Annotated in this window: 13 protein-coding genes; 9 read left to right on the forward strand and 4 right to left on the reverse strand. The window is 46.1% G+C overall.

The annotated features are described in order from the left end of the window. Nucleotides 1-2 precede the first annotated feature (2 nt). Both A9237_RS15615 and A9237_RS15620 read left to right on the forward strand, forming a co-directional pair. Nucleotides 3-1,340, forward strand: coding sequence for an ATP-binding protein (locus A9237_RS15615; protein WP_078608578.1), 1,338 nt, complete (start codon nt 3-5; stop codon nt 1,338-1,340). Next, nucleotides 1,327-1,800: a response regulator gene (locus tag A9237_RS15620; protein WP_005442071.1), complete on the forward strand. Its 474-nt coding sequence runs from the start codon at nt 1,327-1,329 to the stop codon at nt 1,798-1,800. The genes A9237_RS15615 and A9237_RS15620 overlap by 14 nt, the downstream gene beginning before the upstream one ends. Before the next feature lie 101 nt (nt 1,801-1,901). Here the strand turns inward: A9237_RS15620 and A9237_RS15625 are convergent, their stop codons facing one another. Continuing rightward, the gene (locus tag A9237_RS15625) at nt 1,902-3,608 is read right to left on the reverse strand and encodes a putative bifunctional diguanylate cyclase/phosphodiesterase (protein ID WP_078608579.1); all 1,707 of its coding nucleotides are present in this window, start codon (nt 3,606-3,608) and stop codon (nt 1,902-1,904) included. Nucleotides 3,609-4,068: 460 nt separating this feature from the next. Between A9237_RS15625 and A9237_RS15630 the strand changes: the two genes are divergently transcribed. The 4 genes from A9237_RS15630 to A9237_RS15645 all read left to right on the forward strand — a co-directional run bounded on the left by A9237_RS15630 (nt 4,069) and on the right by A9237_RS15645 (nt 8,907). Next, on the forward strand, nt 4,069-5,280 hold the full coding sequence (locus tag A9237_RS15630; RefSeq protein WP_005442074.1) for an HD-GYP domain-containing protein: 1,212 nt from the start codon (nt 4,069-4,071) through the stop codon (nt 5,278-5,280). A 346-nt stretch (nt 5,281-5,626) separates the two neighbouring features. Further along, on the forward strand, nt 5,627-6,253 hold the full coding sequence (locus tag A9237_RS15635; protein ID WP_078608580.1) for a LysE family translocator: 627 nt from the start codon (nt 5,627-5,629) through the stop codon (nt 6,251-6,253). A 206-nt stretch (nt 6,254-6,459) separates the two neighbouring features. Beyond that, nucleotides 6,460-8,004: a YjjI family glycine radical enzyme gene (locus A9237_RS15640; RefSeq protein ID WP_078608581.1), complete on the forward strand. Its 1,545-nt coding sequence runs from the start codon at nt 6,460-6,462 to the stop codon at nt 8,002-8,004. A 21-nt stretch (nt 8,005-8,025) separates the two neighbouring features. Then, a complete protein-coding gene (locus A9237_RS15645; protein ID WP_078608582.1) occupies nt 8,026-8,907 on the forward strand; it encodes a YjjW family glycine radical enzyme activase in 882 nt (293 codons plus the stop codon). 20 nt (nt 8,908-8,927) lie between these two features. On the opposite strand, the gene A9237_RS15650 is transcribed toward A9237_RS15645, so the two are convergent. Next, entirely contained in the window at nt 8,928-9,884 is a 957-nt protein-coding gene (locus A9237_RS15650) for a LysR family transcriptional regulator (protein WP_078608583.1), read from the reverse strand. A gap of 603 nt (nt 9,885-10,487) precedes the next feature. Between A9237_RS15650 and A9237_RS15655 the strand changes: the two genes are divergently transcribed. After that, nucleotides 10,488-11,255, forward strand: a complete 768-nt coding sequence (locus tag A9237_RS15655; RefSeq protein WP_078608584.1) for a TerC family protein — start codon at nt 10,488-10,490, stop codon at nt 11,253-11,255. A 167-nt stretch (nt 11,256-11,422) separates the two neighbouring features. Further along, nucleotides 11,423-12,025 (forward strand): 2OG-Fe(II) oxygenase, encoded by a 603-nt coding sequence (locus A9237_RS15660; RefSeq protein WP_005442095.1) that lies wholly within the window; start codon nt 11,423-11,425, stop codon nt 12,023-12,025. Nucleotides 12,026-12,131: 106 nt separating this feature from the next. On the opposite strand, the gene A9237_RS15665 is transcribed toward A9237_RS15660, so the two are convergent. Further along, nucleotides 12,132-13,397, reverse strand: a complete 1,266-nt coding sequence (locus A9237_RS15665) for an HD-GYP domain-containing protein (protein ID WP_078608585.1) — start codon at nt 13,395-13,397, stop codon at nt 12,132-12,134. Nucleotides 13,398-13,690: 293 nt separating this feature from the next. Between A9237_RS15665 and A9237_RS15670 the strand changes: the two genes are divergently transcribed. Next, complete coding sequence (locus tag A9237_RS15670; RefSeq protein ID WP_078608586.1) at nt 13,691-14,323, forward strand: SDR family oxidoreductase; 633 nt, start codon at nt 13,691-13,693, stop codon at nt 14,321-14,323. Nucleotides 14,324-14,361: 38 nt separating this feature from the next. On the opposite strand, the gene A9237_RS15675 is transcribed toward A9237_RS15670, so the two are convergent. Then, nucleotides 14,362-15,720 (reverse strand): GGDEF domain-containing protein, encoded by a 1,359-nt coding sequence (locus A9237_RS15675; RefSeq protein WP_227739879.1) that lies wholly within the window; start codon nt 15,718-15,720, stop codon nt 14,362-14,364. Nucleotides 15,721-15,723 lie beyond the last annotated feature (3 nt).

The following is a 15,723-nucleotide window of genomic DNA, read 5'->3' on the forward strand; positions in this document are numbered from 1 at the left end:
CCATGTACGAGAGCAAATTAGATACGCTTGTAGAGCGTTACTTCAATCATATCGAGCGTCGCATTACGGTGTCGGCAGGCTCGGTATTGATTGAGCAAGACGGCTACAACGAGCGGCTCTATTACGTATTGTCTGGCGAGCTTGCTGGTTATTTCTCTGAGGATGGTAAAAAGCAGACTCAGGTGTTTGCGGCATCTAAGGGCGCGTTTATTGGTGTGCACAGTTTTTTCTCTGGAACGTGGACCGCCTCTTCAACGGTGATTGCCCAAACGGACGTTGAGTTAGCGTGGATTGAGCGCAATACGCCAGCGGTAGAAGCAAGTAAGTACGGCCCTTTAACCGCGCAGTTTATGCCCGTAATGGTTAACGAGCTTTCTCGTCGTCAACGCCGAGCGATGCAAGAAGCGTTGGGCAAAGAAAAGGCATTGCAAAAACTGCACACCGCAGAGCAAATGACGACACTTGGCCAACTGGCTGCAGGCATTGCGCATGAGCTTAACAATGCCATTGGCGTGGTGAGCAGTAAGTCAGAGCGCTTGGAATCGGTGATCATGGGGTTGCTTGAAGAGGTGCATCCTGAGGCGAGCCAGTTCTTTGATTTTGGATTGATGCAAGGGCAAAAAATCTCTTCAAGTGAAGCAAGAACACGAGGGCGACATTTCGAGAAATATTACGGTCTGCCTAAAGGTTTAGCCCGTGAGTTAGCTCGCGCTGTCCCGACTGATTACCTTAACGAGCATTGGTTAAAGCGCCCAGAAGAAGCGATTCGTTACTGGCAGATGGGGCGTGATTTGCACGATTTGCGCATTGCCTCAAAACACACCGTTGGCATCGTGAAATCAGTGAAACAGTTAGGACGTACCGACATAGACAAAGAAGAAGGGCTCAGAGTCAACGACTCGATAAACCAAGCGCTTGCGTTGCTACAAAGCGATTTAAGACGTGTCAGTGTGCGTTTTAGTCCGGCTGATTTACCTCTGTTTGTAGGCTCACAAACCGAGTTGGTGCAGATTTGGGTCAACATTTTAAAGAACGCTTGCGATGCGATGAGAGAAACGGACTCGCCAGCGATAGAGATACAAACGCGCGTGAGCAAAAATAAGATCTTAGTAACCATTGCAAACAACGGTCCTGAGATTAATGAAGCGACACGCAGAAAGATTTTCCGACCAAACTTCACGACCAAGAAAGGTGGCTTGTCGTTTGGCCTAGGGCTAGGGCTGTCGATTGTGAAGCGCATTGTGGCGGGCTATAACGGTTCGATTGCAGTGAAAAGTGACAGCGAAAAAACCATATTTAGAATTAAACTACCGGTAGAGGACGAACATGGACAAGCTTAATTTAATTTGCGTTGATGACCAGCGAGAGGTGTTAAGCGCGGTTCTGCAAGACTTACAGTCGTTAAGCCAGTGGCTCAACATTGAAGATTGCGAGTCTGCCGATGAAGTACTCGAATTAATGGATGAGTTAGACGCGGAAGGCGAGATGATTGCGTTGATCATTTCTGACCACGTGATGCCGGGTAAAACCGGTGTTGAGCTGCTAACGGAGATTTCCAAAGACAGTCGATTCATTCGTACGCGCAAAGTGCTGCTTACCGGGCAGGCGACGCACACGGACACCATCAATGCGATTAATTCCGCGGGTATTGACCGTTACTTCGAAAAACCGTGGCAGGCAGAGCAATTGGTGGAGTGTGTGAGAAACTTGGTGACGAAGTACATCTTCGATATGGGCTTAGACTACACCGAATACCACGAGCACTTGGATCAGAATGTTGTGTTTGACCGTTTGAGATAACCGCTGAAAACGATAAAAACTGAGCTAGAAAACTCGCTAGCTCAGTCAGATTTTGTCGTTATTTAAGGCTATTTACTCAACACGAGTGGCTTAAAACGAAATTACTGGCTTAGTGTGTATCGGCTCGCACTGGCCACCGATAGGGGTTTCGAGAACCAATAACCTTGCAGGTAATCCACGCCCATTTCCGCAAAGAAATCACACATCTTCGCGTCTTCAATGCCTTCAATCACCACTTCGATATTCTGTTCACGACACATGGTGATCAAGAATTTCAAATATTCATGCGATGAGCGGTTGGTCAGGGTTTTCCACGCCATCGATTTATCGATCTTAATTTGCGTCATTGGCAAATCAAAGAAGCAGTTTAACGAGCTGTAGCCCGCACCAAAATCATCTAGGGAGAGAGAAAAACCAAGCTCTCGCAACGTATTTAATGGCGCGATGGCGGCTTGGTTGTTGTCGAGAATAAAGGTCTCGGTCAGCTCAAGCACAATGGCTTGCGGCTCTATGCCGACTTCATCTGTCATTGCTTTGATTTTGCTCGGGAACTCGCTATTGAGAAGCTGTAAAACGGACACGTTCACATTCACGCGAACTTGATTTTGATAGCGTTCGCGATAGCTCTTAATGAACTGACATGCCTTCTCAAACACTTGGTAGCCAAGCTCGACAATCAAGCCTTTGTTTTCCGCTACGGGGATAAACTCATCCGGGTAGATTTCGCCAAACTCTTTGCTGCGCCACCGTACCAGAGATTCAAAACTCACCACTTGTAGATCGTATGCACTGACGATTGGCTGAAATTTTACGCTCAGCGTTCTTTCTTCCAGGGCGTTTTTCAAACCTTGCTCAATAAAGAAATAACGGTCCACGGCATACTGCGTTTTCTGGCTGTACACCGCGATGCGATCTTTGTTCTTCTCGTTCGCGTATTGGCACGTGCGGGCTGCTTTACGTACGATCTCTTCGGCAGAGTGTTCTGGATCAACACAAGGGTATAAGCCGATGCTGATGTTGCTGCCGAGATACTGGCCTTCTTCCACCACTGCTTCATGATAGTTTTGCTTGATGGTCTGAGCGTAGGCTTGAAGCGCTTCCAGCGGCACATCATCAAGCACGAGGATGGCAAAGTCATCATCGTGAACCCGATAAACGGTGCAGTTAGGGGAAGGGAGGTGGCTTAAGGTTTGCAGCAATTTCTCAACCAAGCCGTCGACAAGCTCACTGCCGTATTGGTTGAGGTAGGATTTGATCTCTTCAATCTGAATGTAAAAGATCGATGCGTGAGTGCTTTGCGATTTCACTAACTCATTAATATTCAGCAGCAGGTGCGCTCGGTTTGCCATACCAGACGCGTTGTCATGAAAGGCGACCTGATGGATGTAGCTTTCCATCAGTTTTCGCTCAGAAATGTCTCTGTGGCTGCCAACCATGTAATGACCCTGCTTAGTTTCTTTGGTCATTGCGACGCCTTCAATCCAAACGTATTGGCCATTTGGTTTGCGCAGGCGGTAGGTTGTCGTTACGCGTGTGTTGTCGGTATTGATGTGGGCGTCAACGCGTTTAGACAGGCGTTCTCTGTCTAACGGATGCACCAAATCTAACCATCTATCGAGGTTAATACGGCCCGCATTGATGCCAAACTGCTCATAGAAGCGCTGGTTGTAGAAAACCATGGTGCCAAACTCATCCATGTAGAAGAGTCCTTCACTGAACACATCGAAGATATGGATGAAGCGTTGTTCAACGATCTGCAAAAACTCGCGATCGTGCTCGGAAATGGTTTGGTCAACCTTGTTGGTCAAGATACTGCCCCCGCAATCCAAATTGCTGTGGAGATAAGTATATAAGTCGGGCTACACGCAAATGACATATTTTTGAAGTTTGTCCTTTTACACTGCAAACGAAGCTAGTCGAATCAGATTGGCAGTCTGTTGTGTTAATGAGCTTAAAGAGTTTCTGTGTAATAGAGTAATTATTAGAATAATGCGACTAATAATCGGTATTTATAAAACTTTGGTCAACAGTAAATACTATTTGTATTAAGTAGTTATTGATTCAACACCCAAATTATCGAAATTCTTACCACTTGTGATGATTATTTGAGCTAAGCCCATAAATTAAAAGTGGTTTATTGAACGGTGAACGTCTCATATATTGACTGAATGCTCATTAATTTTAAATGATAGCGAATTCTTATAACAGTGAATGGTCAGATCTCTTATAATGCGTCTGCTAAATAACAGGTGTTAAAAGTTTCGCGATATGCAGTACAAACCAGAAGACTCAATAAAGATAGCCATTGCAGATGTAAGTATCGGTATGTTCGTGACTGCAATCGAACAAAATAAACGCGTTAACCTCGCCAATGCGGGACGTGTTTCCACTGCGCAGGGCATTCAAAAGCTGCAAGCAAGTGGGGTGAAGTTCGTTTGGGTCGACCAGAAACTTTCTGCTCAAGAGTGCGTGTTCAAACCTGTTGAAGAAGAACACGATGTCACCTTAGCAGCCTCTGAGGTGATGACTACGCCAAAAATTCAACGCGCGTTTCGTTCTCGCGAAGCGCAGCATAAACGTGCCAAAAAACTGATTGCGGAAGCGAAGTGTTTGGCGCAAAAACTGCTCAACCAAACCTTTGAAGGCAAGGTCATTGAAGTCAACGAGATTGAATCGTGGGCGGATGACATGATCGACAGCGTCTTTATTGACTCAGACGCGCTTCAGTGTGTGTCGGCGCTGCGCCAAAAAGACAGTTATTTGCTTGAGCACTCAGTTAACGTCGCTTGTTTGCTGGTTTCTTTCGGTAAGCATTTGGGCCTCGATAAAGACACACTCAAGCAGTTGGCGATTGGTGGCATCATTCATGATGTGGGTAAAATCAAAGTCGATGACGAGATCTTACATAAGCCAGCGCGTTTAACGCCGGAAGAATTTGAGCACATGAAACTGCACCAAGTGTTCGCAGGTGAAATCATTCTTGGCGTAAAAGGCCTGAGTGATGTCAGCCGAGATGTGTGTTTGATGCACCATGAGAAGCTCGACGGTACTGGTTATCCATTGGGTTTGTCTGGCGACCAGATCCCAATGCACGGGCGCATGAGCTGTATCGTGGATATCTACGATGCGCTGACCGCAGACCGCGTCTACAAAAAGGGCATGAGTTCGGCTGAAGCATTCAAAATCTTGTTGAGTTTGACGCCATTCCACCTCGATCCAGATTTGGTGTACAAATTCATCAACTGCATCGGTGTATACCCAGTCGGTTCGATTGTTCAATTAAGCGATGGTCGAGTCGGCATTGTTTGGACATCCAGCGACTCGCAGCCGCTAAAACCGATCGTGAAGTGCTTCTACTCGCGCAAATACAAGCGTTACATCGATGTGGCGATGGTGGATTTGAAAAACAGCTCTCACTCGATAGAAAAAGCCATCGCACCTTCATCGTTAGAAGTAGATCCAAAACCTTTCTATGACTAACGTACAGTGACTGCTTATTTGATGCGATCTGTGAATGATCTTGTCGAATAAGTAATCACTTTACATGATTGCATATTCCCAGTATGTTGAATGCATAACTAAACAGCTCAAAGTAGGTTAAGGGAGAGATAAAAAGAGGTTTGTTACTCTGATTTCTGACCCTGACTTCCTGCCCTGGCTTCAAAACCAGAACGCTTTTTGAGGATCTCGATTAACTTTGAGCTTGTTCGTTTGTGGTTAGAATGATGTGGTGTTTTGCTCTATTGCGTTTCATGGATCGAAGCGAGAGTAAGACGGCTATTCCACGTGATTCGCTTATTCATCAGCACATTGGAAAGGAGCGCCAATGCAACTCGATACTTGGATCTATTACACCCTCGCAATACTTGTCCTGACTGCTTCTCCTGGCCCGAGTTCGCTACTTTGTTTAAGCAAAGGTGTGAGCAGCGGGTTTCGCCACGCCTTTATGACTGCACTCGGCAGCCTAGCTGCGATTACTATTATTCTTACCCTGTCTTTCACCGGTCTTGGGGTTGTGATTGCTTCTTCGGAGCTGGTCTTTAACATCATCAAGTGGTGTGGCGCGGCGTATCTTATTTGGCTTGGTATCCAAGCATTACGCTCAAAACAAACCGATTTCTCACAAGCAAAACCAGAACAAGCATCGTCTGGTTATTTGAGTGCATTTACTAGCGGCTTCATTGTCGGTTCGAGCAACCCGAAAGCGATCGTGTTCTTCACGGCATTGTTTCCGCAGTTTATTGATCCTTCTGCATCGCTATTCACTCAATACATCATTTTTGCTAGCACGTTTGTGGTGTTTGAACTGAGTTGGTTAACCTTTTATAGCTTGTTGGGTGTGAAGACATCGGACTGGTTATTTGCAAAAGGGAGAGCTAAATTGTTCAACCGTCTGACTGGCGGCGTATTCATCAGTGCTGGTGTTGCTCTGTCGACGGCGCATCGAAGCTAAATGACTGCAGGTTAAGCTAAGTTATTAAATCTTAAGCTAAATTAGAAAAACCTTATTTCCAAAATGGAAATCGGCGTTTTGGTTTTTTTCATTAGTGGCAAAGACTCTTGGCGCGTAGAATTCAACGCGTCCCTTCAAGATTGATTTGAAATGAACAAACGATTGGAAGGGGCGTATTCGTTGTATTTTCTCCAGGAACATCTTAGATGACTCAAAGCCTTTCTGATCTTCAGCAGCGTTTCCTTGCTATCGCGACTGATAGCAACTTGTCTCCAAAACAGAAATCGAACTTTCTTGCTTTGGAAGCCGAAGCCACTATTCCATATATGACCGTCTCTGACGAGGTAAGCCAAGCAATGCAGCAAGGCGTCATATGTGACATGTTTGAAGGTCACGCGCCGTTTAAGCCGCGCTATGTTTTGCCCGATTACGCAAAATTTCTTTCTCAAGGTTCTGAATACTTGGAGTTAGCTCCAGCAGAAGATTTCGATGATGCGATCAACATGTTGACCATCATTTACCATCATGTGCCTTCGGTAACCAACATTCCGGTTTACCTTGGTCAACTTGATGATGTGCTAATGCCTTACGTTGGTGACCTCACTGACGAGCAAATCTACAAAAAGTTAAAGCACTTTTGGATCATGCTTGATCGCACGTTGCCAGATGCGTTCATGCACGTGAACATTGGCCCGACGGACAACATCATCTGTCGTACGATTTTGAAAGTAGACGCCGAGCTAAAGCAGATCGCGCCAAACTTAACCTTCATGTACGACGAAACCGTGACTCCAGAGGATCTGCTAAAGCAAGCAACACAAAACATTTGTGAGTGCAGCAAGCCACATATCGCGAATTACCCAATGCATGCGAACGCGTACGAAGGTGGTCGTTTTGGTATCGTGAGCTGCTACAACTCTCTGCCACTGGCTGGTGGTTCAAACACGTTAGTGCGTATGAACCTAAAAGAAGCAGCGAACCGTGCAGATAATCGTGAAGATTTCTTCAATAACGTGCTGCCAGAATATCACGGCTTGATGGTTGAGCTGATGGATGCACGCGCTTCACATTTGCATGAAAAGTCTGAGTTCTTCAAAGGCTTCTTAACACAAGAAGGCCTGATTGAAGAATCTCGCTTTGCGCCAATGTATGGCATCTACGGTATGGCAGAAGCGGTAAACGTATTGCTAGAGAAAGAGGGCAATGCAAGCCGTTACGGCCAAGATGCAACGGCAAACGAGCTTGGTCATGCTATCTCGGCAAAACTGTCTGAATTGGTAGAAAGCACACCAGTGAAGTTTGGTCTAGAAGGCAAAGCGCTACTGCACGCACAAGGCGGTATCAGCCTAGATTTGGATGTAACGCCGGGTGTTCGTATTCCTTACGGCAACGAGCCAGATCCCGTGTCTTATGTGCAAGCGACCGCAGTCCACCACCAATACTACCGTTCTGGTATCAGCGACATTCTGACCATCGACGAAACCGTGAAATCAAACCCAGAAGCGATGTTCAACCTGTGTAAAGGTGCGCTTAACGCGGGCTACCGTGAGTTTACGGCAAACGTCGCGTCAAACGACTTGGTTCGCGTAACGGGTTACATGGTGAAATTGTCTGATATCGCGAAATACGATGCAGAAGGTTCACGTACCAATACCACATTCCTCGGTGCAGAAGCGGCGAAGAACACAGGTATTTTAGAGCGTTCACCACGTGTGGTGAGCCACGAAATGTCACCGACTTACGCTAAGTAATTGGTGACGGATAAGAATAAGATGGCTAGACGATCGGAACACCTCTTGGCTAAGGTAACTCGTATCCTTCCGTTCTCTTGTGTTGATGGACCGGGAAACCGTCTAGTCATCTTTCTACAGGGTTGTAACTATCAGTGCATCAACTGCCACAACCCGCACACCATCAATCACTGTAATCATTGTGGTGATTGTGTGAGTGAGTGTCCGGCTGGCGCACTGAAGTTCGACGAAAGCAACAACGTTGTTTGGCTTAAAGAGGAGTGCACCCACTGCGACCATTGTATAGAGATATGTCAGCACCAATCTAATCCAAAAATTACTGACTACTCTGTGGAGGCAATGCTCGATTTGATACGCAAACAGCGCTTTTTCATTAGCGGTGTTACAGTATCCGGTGGGGAATCTACCTTACAGCTTCCTTTCATTACTGAGCTGTTTAAAGGGATCAAACACGATCCTGAATTGCAGCATCTCACTTGCTTCATCGATAGCAATGGTTCTTTATCTATCGCAGGTTGGGAAAGAGTGTTGCCTTACATGGATGGCGCGATGATTGACCTTAAATCGTGGCAAAGCGAAACGCACCACTGGTTGGTCGGTCGAGATAACCACCGAGTATTCCAAACTATTCAGTATTTAGCGCAAGCAGGCAAGTTGTACGAAGTACGGTTGCTTCATATTCCGGGTAAAAGCGATTTAGATACGGAAGTTGCAACGGTAGGGCATTATCTGCAAGCGTTGCCAGAGTCGGTCAACATTCGTTTGAATGCCTTTCAGCATCACGGTGTAACGGGTGAAGCTCTGGAATGGGAGAAATGCTCCCAAGATGAAATGGAACGCTTTCACGCTCAATTAAGTCAATTTGTCAGCAGACCAATGACCATGCCATCGGTCTACGTTTAGCGCAGTAAAGATAAACCAGTTTAGAGTTTATTCACTCTCGGTTTGCGACATCCACCGAGGGTTTCACAAGCCTTAAGCACTTGTTGTTGTAGCCATCTTAAAGCGGGATCGTTCAGACTCGCTTTATTCCACACCAAGCTATACGCCACTTGTCCGTACTCAAACGGCAAAGGTCTCTCTACCAACTCCTTGGCTTGCAATGCCATTCGTGCCCAAAGTTTTGAGCAAGTGAACAGATAATCAGAGTGGTGGCACATTACCGCTGCCGAACCAAAATCTGCCACGTGCATCGCGACACTGCGTTTAGCGTAACGCTGAGTTAAGTTCTGCTCAAAGTAAGGCTGGGATAGGTCTTTATCATGAATACCAATGTGTCTCGCACACAAGTAGTTCTCGACCGACAGTTCTTCTTTCACTAACGGGTTATTGCTGCCCATCAAACAGATCATTTCGTCTTCTAGAATCGTCTGCCAAACCAAATCTTTGTTGTGCGTCGGTGGTTGGCTGATGTCGTGCGGGAGAATCATAAAATCGACCTGACCACGGATCAGAGAATCAAAACTCATTTGTTCTTTGGCATACACGTTGAGTTGTGCGCGACTCCCCATTTGCTGAGATAAGTCTTGCAGCATAGGTGCGAAGATCTCGAAGGTACTTTCACGCATTGCCAAAGAAAAGCGACCTTCGTAATACGCGGGATTAAACGAGCCTTGGTAAAGCAAACCGTTCATGCTGGAAAGAATGCCATGAACAGAAGGGCCGATGTTCAAAGCAAATGGAGTCGGGACTAAACGAGTGCCATCGCGGTAGAAAAGGTCGTCTTTAAGAATGTCTCGCAATTGGCTGAGCGTTTTGCTCACGCTGGAAGGGGTCACGCAGAGCTGTTCCGCCGCTTGAGTCACGCTGTGTGTCGTGAGCAGCATGTGCAATACAGTAAGGTGTTTAAGGCTAATGCGTGAGAGTGTTATGTAATCCATTCGTAAGACTAGGGTCTGTTTATCTTTCGTGGTTAAATTTTGTTCGAGGTAAAAGCGTTTTAATCGCGGCGAGTCGATTGAAGCCTAGTGGCTCTAAGTAAAATTGACTCAACAAAGAATAAAACGCTTTTAGCCGAACCCTTTGGGCAGCGTTTGTAGGTGCTTTCTACTGCGTTATTGGCTTATCAGGTAGAATAGCTACATATCAAAGCCTCTGTCTTGTATAAAACATCTACAAACTGCTGCAAAAATCATCACGAAAGGTCAACAGACCCTAACTCGTGTGATTTTTCTCAGTATATCAAAATATTATTGTGAAACATTTTTTTACGATTGTTGAAGCACGTAAAAAGAGGCGTTTCAATTCGTACTCGATGCAATAGTTTGGCTCAACTCGGCACTTGATGGGGTGAGTATGGCTTATAACCCTTAGAGGACGAAAGATGCTTTACACAAGCCTGACAAAATAAGGGATTGCGTACAAAGGGAGGAGGTGATTTACTCGCGTTTCCTAAGTAACAGAGGTTTTAAAAACTTAATGGACGACCCCTTTAGTCGACTGAACAATTCACTGTATGGCTTCCAATCACCGGAGGCGTACTCATGTTAGAACTTTTCATGCAACCAGAAGCGTGGGCTATCTTCGCTACCTTGTTTGCTCTTGAAGTAGTCTTAGGCGTTGATAACGTCGTATTCATCTCCGTTCTGTGTGAACGATTGCCACAACACCAGCGTAAACTTGCCCGAAATCTAGGTATTGGCCTAGCGGTGATGGCGCGTATTGTTTTGGTGTTCTCGATCTCTTGGATCATGCAGCTTACTCAGCCATTAATCAGCTTCAGTGACTACGCGTTTACTGGTCGTGATTTGATTATGATTGCGGGTGGTGCATTCCTACTGGCGAAAAGCTTGAAAGAGTTGTGGAGTTGGTTAACGCACACTGAGCACGGTCACTCGACTCATGTTCGTACTGGTTTGGCTGTGGTTCTGCTTCAGATCGTCGCGGTTGATGCTGTGTTCTCGATGGACTCGGTGATTACTGCGGTTGGTCTAACGAGCGAAGTACCAATCATGGTGGCTGCGATCATTTCGTCAGCGATTGTGATGGTGTTGACGGCGGAGAAAATCAACAACCTAGTGACGCGCTACCCGGGCTTTAAGACCCTTGCTCTACTATTCCTAGTATTGCTAGGTGGTCTGTTGATGGCAGAAGGTTTTGCTATTCACATCAACAAAGGTTACGTGTATTTCGCAATGGCGTTTGGTCTAGTGTTGGAAATGTGTCATATCCAACTTAAGAAAAAGCAACGCCCAGTGATTCAACGAATTCGTCCAATCCAACCTCGTTCTGTTGCGCTCCAAACGCGCTAATTGAAACGCAAACAGTAGACCTAAATAGCCGCTCACACGAGCGGCTTTTTTACGTCTGAATCTTGTTACTTAAGTGGATTTGTCGTCTCGATAAAAAACGGAATTTGTTGTTGTAGCACGGATTTCTTATATAGACCGCCCAAACCCACACGAGTGAACAAAATAGAATGAACAAATTGATCGACGCGTTATCGACGCACGGATACTACATCTGGGATGATTTTATTTCTCAAGAGGAAGTGGCTGAGCTGCGTGACTGTATTCCTGACGATTGGAAGAAAGCACGTATTGGTCGTAACGACGACGTGACTCGTATTGAAACCATTCGTAGCGATAAGATCCAATGGTTAAAGCGTGACATGGGCGCGCCGGTGGCGTCTTTCCTAGACAAGATGGAAGAGATTCGTTTAGAAGCAAACCGCTACTTTTTCCTAGGTTTGTTTGAGTACGAAGCGCACTTTGCGAAATACGAGAAAGGTGACTTCTACCAAAAACACCTCGATTGCTTCAAAGGCAATGAAAACCGCCGTCTAACTACGGTGTTCTACATGAACGAATCGTGGAGTGAAGAAGACGCTGGTGAGTTAGTGGTGTACGATTTGAATGATAATGAGATCGCGAAGATTCCACCGCGTTCAGGTCGATTGTTCGTATTCTTGTCTGAGCAATTCCCACACGAAGTATTGCCGACAAACGCGGAACGATTCAGTATCGCAGGCTGGTTCCGTATCAACGGTGTGAAAGACAATCAGTTAGACATCGCACATTAAGCCATCTACACGTGCTTATTTGCAGTGTTTACATGCTTTCAAAACAACAAAGGGACGCCGATACTGGTGTCCCTTTGTTTATTCTGTTTACTGACTTTGTTTGGCGCTACACTTCCGTGGAGAGCTGATAGCACGCCTGCATGTCGGCAGATAAAACCTGATAAACATCGGAGCACAGTTTGCCTGCTTCAACCTGTTCATCCATGATGTCGGCAATCTCTTGCTGCGTCATGCGGCCTCGATATGGGCGATCTTGAGAAAGCGCTTGAAAGACATCGACAACGGCAATAATACGAGAAGGCACATCCAATGCTTCCGCCGTTTTATGATAAGGGTAACCAGAGCCATCTAACCGTTCATGATGGTTGGAAGCCCACTCAGCGATCTTGGCATTGGGGAACACTTTGTGCAGGGCTAGTTCAGTATCAATCGTATGGCGCTTGATGCGTGTGTATTCTTGCTTGTCCAGTGGGCCTTCTTTGTGAAGGATCTCATCAGGGGTTTTGAGCTTGCCAATATCATGAACTAGGCCCGCAATGAAAATCATCTCTTGCTCGTGTTCATCCAATCCCATTTTCTTCGCTAAGTAACCAGACAGTTCCGCCACTTTTTGAGAGTGCTGATAAGTAAAAGGACTCTTGGCATCCACAATACGCGCTAAGAACAACCCTAAACTGTTCATGTCTTCGATGGTGAGTTGCTTCTGTAGCCAATCAATGTTCTCAAACTGAAGTCCAATGGTTTCGATGTGTTCAGATTCCATCGCAAACCAAAATGCATCTGTCATGATCAGCTTAACCATGGCTTCGCACATATGTGGGTTAAACAGTGTGCCTGCGTTAGCCATCACACACTCGGCAATCAACTCTTCGTGCAAAGTAACCAAGTCGCTATGACAGTTGGAAACGTAATGCGCGCGCATAAAATCGAGACGATCAGAAAGATAGAGTAGAGCTGCGACGTCTTTTTCAAATGCTGGAATATCGATGTGCTCGAGCTCGATCCAATGAGTGTGGTGATAAAGTATCGGGGTTGAAAATTGGGTGAGTAATCGACACTGCTTAAGCGTGTGGTAGCCACGAATACAGTGCGCTTTGGCGTCTTGAGGAACGAGCTGTTCGAGCAACATCATGTGCTCGCGAGTTTCTGAGACGCCACAGTCGTGAACCATGCCTGCAAAGTAACAGAACTCTGCTTTTTTAATGTCCCAACCTAGAGTGAGTGCACATTGATACGCGATGTACGCGACTCGATGACTGTGGTGCGTATCATCCACACCTACGTAATCTAACGCGCGTGCCACCCAGATGAGGGCCTGTTTTAGATCGACTTCAAATCCCGAGGCAGATTGGGAGTAGGAAGATTGCTTCATTGTTAATACCGACGTTTCTACTGCCTATGCGTTGATTATTATGTTGTTTTTAGGGGAATGCGGCAGCGAACTGGAACCTAAAAACACGTGCATAAGGCTTAGTTATAGTTATGCCGAGAATGATACTGGTTGTCGCACGTAAATTTCATCCGTAGCTCGGAACTATCGATCATTTATTTGAACTACGTATTGATTTGGAAAGAATTTTCTCACTTCGATTGACATCTTTTGAAAACCCCTTAAATAGTGATGTAAAGTATTCTCATTATCATGTTTGTAGTAAAAGGTAAGTTATGAAAAGAGTCGTAGTGTGGGGCGCAAGCAGCGGTCTTGGTTTGGCAATTGCACAATATTTTGCAGAGAAAGGTGCTGAAGTTGTCGGTGTGGCGAGAAATCCAGACAAAAGCCCAGAATTAAAGGCGATTTGTCAGGCAACGTTTGCATGTGATGCCACGATTGCTGAAGAGGTTGATCGCGTTGTTGAGCATCTCAATCAAGAAGACATTATCATCAGCACGATGGGCAGTTTCCGTGCAGACATTCCGGTAGATTACCTTGGTCATCGTCACCTTATCGATGCTGCCTGTAAAGCATCACTCAAGCGTTTTGTTTTGGTGACGTCACTTGGTTGCGGTGATAGCTGGAAATACCTTTCTGACCGTTCTAAAGCGGGTTTTGGCGGTGTTGTGCGTGAGAAGTCATTGGCGGAAGCATGGCTACAAACCAGCGATTTGGATTACACCATCGTTCGTCCTGGTGGCTTGAAAGATGGCGAAGTGACAGGCAATGGTGTGTTGGTTGAGCCTAAAGAAGTGCATGGTTTGGTATACCGTCAAGAAGTGGCTCGTTTATTGTTTGAGATGCTGGAAAATGGTCAAGGAAGCGGTGAGATCTTCCATTGTATCGACCCAGAGCTGACTTACTAAGCTCACACGATAAACTGAATAATCCGCAGGGGCAGAGCTTAGGCGCTGTCCCTACTTTCGTTTGAATAGAGTACGACTTGGTCGCGGCCCAGATCTTTTGCGGCATACAAGGCTTCGTCTGATTCATCTAACAGGCGGTTTGGGTCTATGATGTCGGCTTGCGCGCGCTCTGAAAGGCTAATACCAATCGAGATGGTTAGATACTTGATGGTTGGTTCATCATGATGAATGATTTCCAGTTGTTTAACCCGCCCGCGCAGTTGGTTGCCTCGCGCTAACGCTTCTCTCGCATCATGCACAGGAGCGAGAACTACAAACTCTTCCCCGCCTAATCGCAAAGCGTAGCCATGCGTTTGCACCGCGAATGATTCTAAGGTTTTGGCGACTTTTTGTAGCGCTTTGTCTCCTTGTAAATGCCCTCGGTGATCGTTGAACTCTTTAAAATGGTCGATATCAATAAAGAAGCAGGCGATGAACATCTTGTTAGATTGATAGCACAACGAGCGGAAGGAGGCTTCAAGCGAACGGCGGTTATACAAACCAGTTAAAGGATCGTGCTTCACCATGTCGTCTAACTCTCTATTCTTGCGGACCACTTTGTCGACAAGGTGGCTAAAGGCGCGTGCTAAATCTCCGATTTCGTCTTTCCTTTTGGTGTTAGGGACTTGAAACAGGCTAATGGTTTCAAAGTTCTGGCGCATAAAGGTCGACAGGTTATTGATTGGCGATGAGATGTGGTAAGACAGCAAAAGTAACAATGGGTATGAGATCGCCATGCCGAGGACGATTTCTCGAATCGAATCCACCACAAATTCATCACGAATTTCACGCACCAATTCGATGTCGTACAGCAGTTCTATGTTGCCTTGAATGTCACCAGTTAATGGCAAAGTGATGTAGAGAATGTCTTTCTCAAAGCTCAGGTGACTTTTGCCGATTACCCGGCAAGGATAGAGATCGAGAGTGAAGTCTTCTTCGAGTTCCTTGCTCATATAATACTGCTCACGTGCGTCATTGAGACGAGCCAATAAATACTTCACTTTCACATTGGCTTGGGAACCGGTTTTCTTGACCGAGGTGAGCCTAGCGATGCGCTGGTCTAAGTCTTGTTCGAAGGTCGGAGGGTAGTCTGAACGCCAGATTTCTTTTGCGTCACGATTGTAAGTGACAGACACGGGAGAATTCGTCACGGAGGAATAACCGTTAACGTACAAATAACGCAAGTCGGTGTGCATCTCTAGCTCATCTTTAAAGCTGGGCAGCATGAGATTGGCGTAGTTACCGCCATGCACCGCATCACTGACATGATGAACCAGTGCGCTTGCGCTTTGCTCGCGAGACACGATCGTCGTTTTGATGATGGTATCCATTGAGTTATGAAAATTGTAATAACCCAAACC

Origin of the sequence: Vibrio owensii (assembly GCF_002021755.1) — a bacterium.
In the GTDB taxonomy this organism is placed as follows: Bacteria; Pseudomonadota; Gammaproteobacteria; order Enterobacterales; family Vibrionaceae; genus Vibrio; species Vibrio owensii.